The organism is candidate division TA06 bacterium B3_TA06, assembly GCA_005223075.1.
Lineage (GTDB): Bacteria > Hydrothermota > Tepidihabitantia > B3-TA06 > B3-TA06 > B3-TA06.
The window spans coordinates 1-7,731 of sequence record NJBO01000040.1 but is presented as its reverse complement, the minus strand read 5'-3'; the positions used below and the strand labels follow the sequence as shown (position 1 = coordinate 7,731).

The window sequence follows — 7,731 nt, the reverse complement described above, 5'->3', positions numbered from 1 at the left end:
AGGATTACAGTTGGTGTTCGGTATATCGGAGACGGTCCAGTTTGAACCATCAGCGCTCGTCCCGTATCCGATGTTGCCTTTCCAGGACTGGATCCAGGCCGCGTGTATATTGCCATCCGGGCCGATGCAGATAGTAGGGTAGTACGGTAAGCCGTAAGAGCCATCTGGAGGACCAATTATCTCTACCGGTTGGGAGAAGGCTCCTCCGGCTTCGCGGCGCTGGTAGGCCAGGCAGTATCCTCGAGACTCGTCGGAGTAGCTGAAGACACAGTGGGTGTTGCCTGAGGCATCGTCTGCTATGGCCGGATAAACGTTCGATGTGCCGGGCCAACCGTGCTCTAAGATGGGCTTCAATTCCATACCGGCGACCTCACGGAAGTAGAGAGAATTAACACACCAGTCAATGTGGGCATTGGTATCGGATACAGACAGAACAGGGTCACAGCCGTAGTCCGAGTTTATGCTCGACGGTACCGGTCCTAAACCACCGCCTATGGAAAAACACCCGTAACGGACGGTAGAAGGAAGAAAACTCCTGTCATACCACACGATGTGAACATCCGTCTCGTTGGCTCCTATACCCCAGCCGCCGCTTCGACTTGTATAGGAAGCAGAGTCTGTTACTGAGATCCTCACATCCCAGTGCCACTGGCCTAACACCCGAACCGCAGCCAGCACTAAAAAAACAATGATAACCAGGGTTTTACGCATTACACGCCTCCTTTGATTTGACGTTTTACACTCAACTCATTCCTAACCCACCCTCTCCCATATCACTTGTGTGTGCTCTTTTAGAAATCCCTAGTGAATGCTACATTATCAAGCGTAAATTGATTCTAAGAAGGTTTGATGCTTTGTCAAGTCTCTTCTGGAAGCCTATCTTGGATGCTACACTGGAAATCCTGGAAGCATGGAACAGACGCTCGACTACCTTATCGTCATGAAGCCAGTCACAGGAACTGAGATCAGAACAGAAGGGCTCCAATTTTTCACCTCCATAAGCGAGCAGTTTTTTAAGTCCGTATCAGCATATAGCAATTTCTATGCCAAGGTCTTATCCCATAACATTCAGGAATTTAAGGACTTAGCTGATGGGTTTTCAATAACATCCGGGTTCGGATTATACAAAAAGTCAACCCTTGAACAAAAGTTATAACTCCACCTTAAAACCCTATTCTTACCCTGATTGTTGACAGGAGAAGCCGGGGGTGTATCATCATGGATGCGTCGATTGATTCCGGTACTGGCACTGTTATTTTTTACAAGATGCGGCCCCGAAATAGTTTTCGAGGAGACCAGATTTGCCCTGGGGACCTACGTGACCATAAAGGCCTGGGGCGAGCCTGACTCCCTGCTGAAAGGCGCGGTGAACGCCGCGTTTCGAGAGATAGATCGCATCGACAGCCTGACCAGCATCTTTTCCACCCGGAGTGCGGTATATCAGCTCAACCAGGAGGGCAAGATAGTCTCGGCCGAGTTGGCCGGGCTGATCGAGGTAGCCCTTGAGGTATCGGCAAAGAGCGGAGGAGCGTTCGATCCAACCGTCTTCCCTTTGCTTGAGCTTTGGGGTTTTTACGACTCAACCCAGTATGACCCCAAGCTACCTCCGAAAGAAGAGATAGAGGAGGTACTTGAGTTCGTTGACTACCGGATGGTAACGATTAAAGGTGACACTGTAAGATTCGACCCGGAACGGATGCAAGGTGTGTTACTGGTGTTACGGGCGGGGTCCCCGGCCGGTTACGTAGTAACCGGTTGGGGTATGGATTTAGGAGGAATAGCTAAGGGATATGCGGTGGACAGGGCGGTAAAGGTTCTTAGGGAACAAGGCATCGAGAGAGGAATAGTGGACGCTGGCGGGGATATCTTCTGTTTCGGCAAACGCAGGATAGGCTGGTTTGCTCTGACATTCGCGAAAGCCAAGACGAAGTGGAGCATCGGGATACGTCACCCCCGCTCAGCTAACCCGAACGAGACTATCGGCGTAATAAGAGTGGATTCAGGGGCTATCGCCACCTCAGGTGATTACGAGAACTACTTTGAGGTTGACGGAATTCGCTACCATCATCTTATGGACCCTGCGACCGGGATGCCTGCTCGAGGTGTAATTTCTGCCACCGTTCTGGCACCCACAGCAACTCAAGCAGACGCCTGGGCCACAGCCCTATTCGTGCTGGGCGAGGAAGGAATCACCCTGCTTGAGGGGCTTGAGGGATTTGAGGGCTCGATTGTTTTAGAAGATAAAAACATATTAACCACCAAAGGATTCCCGGAGCTTAAGGAGAGATGAAAGAAGCTTTATTTTACGAGAAGCTCAAGGATAACACAGTTCGCTGCAAACTGTGTTTCCATGAATGCACCTTAAAGGAGGGCCAGACCGGATTCTGCCTTGTGCGGCGTAACGTGAAAGGAACGCTTGTAGCCGAAACCTACGGTGAACTGGTAGCCGCACATCTTGATCCGATTGAAAAGAAGCCGCTGTATCACTTTCATCCAGGGGAGGCGATACTTTCGGTAGCGGCAAACGGCTGCAACCTGGCCTGCCCCTTCTGCCAGAACGCCGAGATCGCCCGACATCGCACACGCTCCAGACAGGCAACCCCGGAGGAACTTGTCAAGATGGCGATTGAGCACGCCTCCAAGGGGATCGCCTACACATATACCGAACCACTGGTATGGTATGAGTATCTTCTGGACGCAAGCAAGGCCGCGCATGAGGCCGGACTCTACAACGTGATCGTCACCAACGGCACGATTGACGAGGAACCGCTTGAGGCGCTGCTTTCCCATCTCGATGCCGCAAACGTCGACCTTAAAGGGGATGAACGTTTCTACCGCGAGGTGGTGAGGGGCGATAAGGAAAGCACCCTTCGGACAATCCGTATGCTGCATGAGGCCGGGGTGCACGTGGAGGTGACCAACCTCTTGATACCTGAGGTCAATGACTCGCCGGCAGAGATAGATGAGGTAGTCTCGTTCATAGAGGACCTTGATCCTACCATCCCTTTGCACATCTCGCGTTTCTTTCCTCATGGCTCCTACAACGTCCCACCGACACCGGTCAAGACCATGCTGCGGGCCTATGAACAAACCCACGCTCGCCTGCCTTACGTCTATCTCGGCAATCTGATCCTTGTGAAAGGGCAAAACACCCTGTGTCCGGACTGCGGAGCCCTGCTTGTCAGACGTATGGGCTACGGGGTCGAGATAGGAAAAACCGAAGGAAACCGATGTGCTGCCTGCGGCCGCGAGGTTGATATAGTCCTGTGAAAGGCTGGCTGAGGCGCGGTGACGTAATCCTCATCTTAATCCTTGTTATCCTGGGTGCAGGAAGCTGGCTTGCGATTCGCTTTCTCAAGGATCAAAATTCCCCAAGTGCTATAAAAATAGGAACTTCGGATGAAAAGTTCGAAATCGCTTTAAAAGATACCTCCCTCGTTATCCCCGGACCCCTGGGAGAAACCGAGGTCCGCATCGAAGATAAGAAGGTCTGGGTCACAAAGGCAAGCTGCCCCCAAAAGCTCTGCATCAGGCAGGGAAAGATCTCGAAACCGGGCGAAACGATTATCTGTCTGCCCAACCGGATCGTTATAAGCATCCAAGGCAAAAGCAAGCTTGATGCCATCACCTACTAAGCCCTCCTCGCCCTCCTCAGAGCCCTCCTCACAAACACCTCCAGGAGACTTCAGGTACAATACCAAGAAAACGGGGGGCCTTACCCCGAGGCAACAAAATCTGGCGCTCCTGGCAGGGCTTTCGGTGGCTTTATACACGGTTGAGAACCTGATACCGCTTCCCATCCCCTGGCTGCGAATCGGGGTGGGCAACATCGGGGTGCTTCTGGCTCTATACATGCTCTCCCCTGTTGACGGTTTCTTTGTGCTTCTCATAAAGGTGGTGATCGGTTCGCTCCTCTCAGGCCGTTTCTTGAGTCCCTTCTTCCTGTTTGCTCTGGGGGCGGGTGTGCCTTCATACTGGATCATGGTTGGGGTTAAGAGGCTCTTGGGCCGCTGGTTTGGTCCTGTGGGTGTGAGCGTTGCAGGAGCGGTCTCGCACAACCTCTTCCAGCTTGCAATCGCCTATCTTATCGTGGTTCAGAGTGTCACGATCTTCTACCTCGCCCCAATACTTGTGGTGCTCGGAACCGTCTCAGGCGCATTGATCGGAGCCGCGGTTCGCTCGATACTTCCACACCTTGGGATTGACAAGACCTCCGAAACGGCTAAGATCAGCGGATGAGGAAAAGGCGGTCTCTAAAAAGCAGGCTCTGGGGAGCACTCTGGGGAGCGCTGCTGGGCATTCTTCTGGGCACCGCCTGTTCATCCGCCATTGAGCCGATCATTAAGGCTCCATGGCTCAAGGGCTTGCTTGTTAACGGGATAGATGTAGGGGTTCCTCGCTTCACCACCTCCCTGGGATTCTTTGAGATAACACTCGGCTTTAGCTTTCGCTTCACCCTGCTTTCCGGGGTGTTTATGCTTGGGGTAGCTGCACTCATGCTATTCCTTCCGTTCCGTGAAGGGAAATAGCTACCCCAACAGGTTTTTTACTAGTAAAACATTTACCAGCAAACTCGTAAGTCCTTAAGAGACAGCGATTTCTCATCTATAACTCACCGGGGTTTTTTGCAACGGTTTTGGAGTGGGATTCGTCTTATTACCATACAGCGCATCTTGTAAATTCATCAACGGGAGAAGTAATTGCTTAGCTACAGCGAACTTATTAATCCTACTGACGCTAGAGTCGAAAAGATCCTTAAGGCGGGCGAGAAGCACTTCAAGCAATATGGGGTTCGTAAGTCATCCATTGGAGAGATATGCGCCGACGCCGGTATATCCAAGCCAACATTCTACAAGTATTTTGACCGCAAACAGACCCTGTTCTTCGCCGTGATCATCTATTTGAGGCGTGACTGGTATAGTATCTATATGGAACGGATCAAGGGACTTAAGACGGCCGTCGAGAAACTTTCCACTTACCTGTCCGTCACCGAGGAGTTTCTGCGAGCCACCCCCATTCTTACCCAGAGCTTTATCCAATCCCCTGGCCTTTACAAAAGCTGGGCCGGGCATCCGTTGAACATAGAGTCCTATCTGGCCAGCGTGGACTTCGTTGAAAAGATAATCCTGGAGGGCATCGCCTCTGACGAGTTCCGTGTCTCCGATCCACGACGCACAGCGCACGTGATCGTTTTGGCTTCCACCCTCTTTGTAATCTTCGAGCCACAGATGCCTGGTACGTCCAAGAAATCAGATGCAAGCTTCCTGTTCGACCTGCTTCAGCACGGGATACAAAAGTAACACCCCTGAAACTAACCGCAGATTTCACCGCTTAAACGTAGGGGCCGGTTTTCAAACCGGCCCGTTTAATTATGCGGGCCGACCTCAAGGTCGGCCCCTACTCCTTCGGAGAAAAGATCGGAAAAAAATCTGAAAAACTTCCCCACAACCCCCATTTATCCCCTGCGATCTTTTTGCAGAAGGCATAAAGGAGCATTTAAAACCGCAGATTGAAACTCGTTTCACTCGTTTCCCTTCGGTAGAACTCCTTGCAGTCGTTCTCCTTCGGAACGCGGATTACACGGATTATAAGAAGGCCGCCAATTTTGGCGGCCTTTGGTGTAAGCTTAGATTACCTGCTGAATTCTCTCAGCCAGTCTCTTACCCACTGCAGTGTTTTATCAGAAGACGCGCTGATCTTGCTTTCGTGCTTGGTGAAGATGGGGTTAAGCTTGCGGCGAAGCTCGGTTTCTGATTGATCGGTAAGCGAGCCGTGGGGAATGCTCAGCTCGTGCTCACCCATTGTGAGAATGGTCATGTTGCTTTCTTCGCTGGATACGCTGAATCCCAGGGTTTTCAGCGAGCTGATGATGTCTTGCCCTTTGGGTCTTTGAGTCGCCATTGCTCCTCCTTAAAGGTTTAAACGCTATTATACAACCGTTTCTACCCGCAAGATACTCACACCTGCAAGAATCTTGCCCAAACGGACTGTCCCACACATCTTCCTTCTGCATTTTCGACAAGGGAACAACACTTGCTATAGCAGTTCGCCCACTTCTCCCAATATGTGATTATAGGTTAAGTACGCCACGCGTCAAGGTGCATGACAATACGTCAAAAACTCAAGGACTAAACTTCACAATCTACACAATATTCCCGGTCTGAGCTTACGCAAAGCAGACAGATTGTGTATCAACGTCAGCCCCTTCTTCTAGAGTGCAACGAACGTCTCGTTGCGCAATGACACGGTCATTGCACTCCATAAGGAAGCACTGTGGAACAGTCTCTTAGGCTGTTCATTACATCAACACAGGACATCAACACAGGCTGGAGTACCCAAGGGGGCATGCTAAGCCTGTGCTACACTAATCTCAAATAATCTGCGAAATCTGCGGTTTTATAAGCCCGCTTACCTCTTGAATACCTCTTTCAGGGCATCTTCGAGTATGGAAAGCGCGGTATCCACATCCTCCTTGGTGACCACCAGCGGCGGGATGAACCGGATGCCCGATGCTCCGCAACCAAGGATAATAAGCCCGCGCATGAACGCCTGACGCGTTAACGCCTGCCGCTTCTGGGGCCAAGGTTCCTTGGTTTCTTTAGACTTAACCACGTCTATCGCCAGCATCAGGCCTCGGCCACGGGCGTGATCCAGATTATCCCATGATTGAGCCAGGGTTTCCAGCTTCTCTTTGAAGTAGGCGCCGACCTTTGCCGCGTTCTCGACAAGTCCTTCCTCCAGCAGCTCGATGGTGGCAAGTGCGGCGCGGCAGGAGATCGGGTTTCCGCCGAACGTTGAGGCGTGCGCCCCAGGCTTCCAGTCCATGATGGAGGAGGCGGCAACCGTGGCACCCAGAGGCATACCAGAGGCGATCCCCTTGGCAAGGGTCACGATGTCAGGCAGAACCCCGTCGTGCTCAATGGCAAACATCTTGCCGGTGCGACCCATCCCTGCCTGAATCTCGTCGTCAATGAACAAAATCCCGTACTTCTCGGTCAGAGCCTTGAGCGCCTTCATGTAGCCTTCGGGCGGAACGTTGTACCCGCCCTCGCCCTGGATAGGCTCGGTAAAGAACGCGGCCACCTCCTCTGCAGGAACCTCGCGCTTGAACACCACCTCCTCGATGTAGTGCAAACACTCCAGATCACAGGAAGGATAGGTCTCGTGAAACACGCAGCGGTAGCAATTGGGATATGGAACGTGGATAACCTGCGGAACCAATGGGGCGAAGCGCTCGCGCTGAACCGCCTTGGAGGATGTCAGGGAAAGTGCACCGAACGTGCGGCCGTGGAACGCGCCGTAGTATGCCAGCCAGTAGGGACGCTTTGTATGGTAGCGTGAAAGCTTCATCGCGGCCTCAACCGCCTCTGCACCTGAGTTTGAGAAGAAGACCTTCTTGTTGGGTGAGCCTGGGGTAATTACCGCAAGCTTCTCTGCAAGATTGACCTGCGGTGGATAATAGAAGTCGGTGCCCGACATGTGCATGAGCTTGGATGCCTGATCGCGAATCGCGGCAACAACCTTGGGATGGCAGTGCCCGGTGGCACATACCGCGATCCCTGCGGCAAAGTCAAGAAAGCGGTTGCCGTCCACGTCCCATATATTTACCCCCTGGCCGCGTTCGGCGGCTACCGAATAGATTCCGTCGCGTGTGTATGATGGTGAGATGTATTTTTCGTCTTTCTTGATAAGGGCCTCGAACTTTGGGCCGGGTAGCTTCTTTATCTCAGG

The 7,731-nt window shown here is 52.3% G+C and carries 10 protein-coding genes; 7 read left to right on the top strand and 3 right to left on the bottom strand.

The features are described 5' to 3' along the window. Positions 1-711 (bottom strand): hypothetical protein (locus CEE36_11495; protein TKJ36561.1); only part of this gene is annotated, 711 nt, incomplete at its 3' end. Between the two features lie 199 nt (positions 712-910). Here CEE36_11495 and CEE36_11490 point away from each other — a divergent pair. From CEE36_11490 to CEE36_11460, 7 genes are all read left to right on the top strand, one after another. Continuing rightward, positions 911-1,156: a hypothetical protein gene (locus tag CEE36_11490; protein ID TKJ36560.1), complete on the top strand. Its 246-nt coding sequence runs from the start codon at positions 911-913 to the stop codon at positions 1,154-1,156. 66 nt (positions 1,157-1,222) lie between these two features. Next, positions 1,223-2,290, top strand: coding sequence for a hypothetical protein (locus CEE36_11485; protein ID TKJ36559.1), 1,068 nt, complete (start codon positions 1,223-1,225; stop codon positions 2,288-2,290). Beyond that, positions 2,287-3,270, top strand: coding sequence for an AmmeMemoRadiSam system radical SAM enzyme (gene amrS, locus CEE36_11480; protein ID TKJ36558.1), 984 nt, complete (start codon positions 2,287-2,289; stop codon positions 3,268-3,270). Before CEE36_11485 ends, amrS begins: the two co-directional genes overlap by 4 nt. After that, positions 3,267-3,635 carry a hypothetical protein gene (locus CEE36_11475; protein ID TKJ36557.1) on the top strand — a complete coding sequence of 123 codons (369 nt, stop codon included), beginning with the start codon at positions 3,267-3,269 and terminating at the stop codon, positions 3,633-3,635. The genes amrS and CEE36_11475 overlap by 4 nt, the downstream gene beginning before the upstream one ends. Next, positions 3,619-4,239 (top strand): hypothetical protein, encoded by a 621-nt coding sequence (locus tag CEE36_11470; protein ID TKJ36556.1) that lies wholly within the window; start codon positions 3,619-3,621, stop codon positions 4,237-4,239. Before CEE36_11475 ends, CEE36_11470 begins: the two co-directional genes overlap by 17 nt. Then, positions 4,236-4,529 carry a hypothetical protein gene (locus tag CEE36_11465; GenBank protein TKJ36555.1) on the top strand — a complete coding sequence of 98 codons (294 nt, stop codon included), beginning with the start codon at positions 4,236-4,238 and terminating at the stop codon, positions 4,527-4,529. The genes CEE36_11470 and CEE36_11465 overlap by 4 nt, the downstream gene beginning before the upstream one ends. Before the next feature lie 171 nt (positions 4,530-4,700). Then, positions 4,701-5,300 (top strand): hypothetical protein, encoded by a 600-nt coding sequence (locus CEE36_11460; protein ID TKJ36554.1) that lies wholly within the window; start codon positions 4,701-4,703, stop codon positions 5,298-5,300. A 331-nt stretch (positions 5,301-5,631) separates the two neighbouring features. On the opposite strand, the gene CEE36_11455 is transcribed toward CEE36_11460, so the two are convergent. Beyond that, positions 5,632-5,901: a hypothetical protein gene (locus CEE36_11455; protein TKJ36553.1), complete on the bottom strand. Its 270-nt coding sequence runs from the start codon at positions 5,899-5,901 to the stop codon at positions 5,632-5,634. 507 nt (positions 5,902-6,408) lie between these two features. Next, positions 6,409-7,725: an aspartate aminotransferase family protein gene (locus CEE36_11450; GenBank protein TKJ36562.1), complete on the bottom strand. Its 1,317-nt coding sequence runs from the start codon at positions 7,723-7,725 to the stop codon at positions 6,409-6,411. Between the last annotated feature and the right edge of the window lie 6 nt (positions 7,726-7,731).